This is a genomic window from Pseudomonas sp. Z18(2022), from assembly GCF_036346535.1.
GTDB classification, from domain to species: domain Bacteria; phylum Pseudomonadota; class Gammaproteobacteria; order Pseudomonadales; family Pseudomonadaceae; genus Aquipseudomonas; species Aquipseudomonas yamanorum_A.
Window position 1 is genome coordinate 1 of sequence record NZ_JAOTOA010000069.1, and the last position, 591, is coordinate 591.

Consider the following 591-nt stretch of genomic DNA (forward strand, 5'->3'; position numbering starts at 1 on the left):
TCCTGCGCAGGTACTCAAAATCTCCGGCGGCGCGCCACAGGCCTTTGCGCCCGGCGCGGTGATCACGCAACTGACCACCCGCGCGGCCCGCGACCGCAGTTTCGACGTCAGCTTTAAGGCCATTCCCTACTCGGAAACCGTGTGCTTCCGCCCGGATCTCAAGAAAAAACCGCAAATCGCCGGCACCGTCCCGGCCCGTGTCACCAGCCGGCAGGCCAACGACCCGTACGCCGAAATCGACCTGGAAGGGCGCTACCGGGTCAACTTCCTGTTCGACCGCGACACCTGGAAGCCCGGCCAGGAAAGTATGTGGTTGCGCCTGGCCCGCCCGTACGCAGGCGACACCCATGGCCTGCACCTGCCGCTGATAGCAGGCACCGAAGTGGCTATCGCGTTTGAGCAAGGCGACCCGGACCGTCCCTACATCGCCCATGCCTTGCACGATAGCCGGCGCGGGGACCATGTGACCTTGCGCAACTACAAACGCAATGTGCTGCGCACGCCGGCCAATAACAAACTGCGCATGGACGACACGCGGGGGCAGGAGCACGTCAAGCTCAGTACGGAATACGGTGGGAAAAGTCAGCTGAA

Annotated in this window: 1 protein-coding gene; it reads left to right on the plus strand. The window is 63.6% G+C overall.

The window, feature by feature from the left end; genetic code table 11:
• The coding region (vgrG, locus tag V3W39_RS33625; RefSeq protein ID WP_330214191.1) for a type VI secretion system tip protein VgrG at positions 1–591 on the plus strand (591 nt) is incomplete at both ends.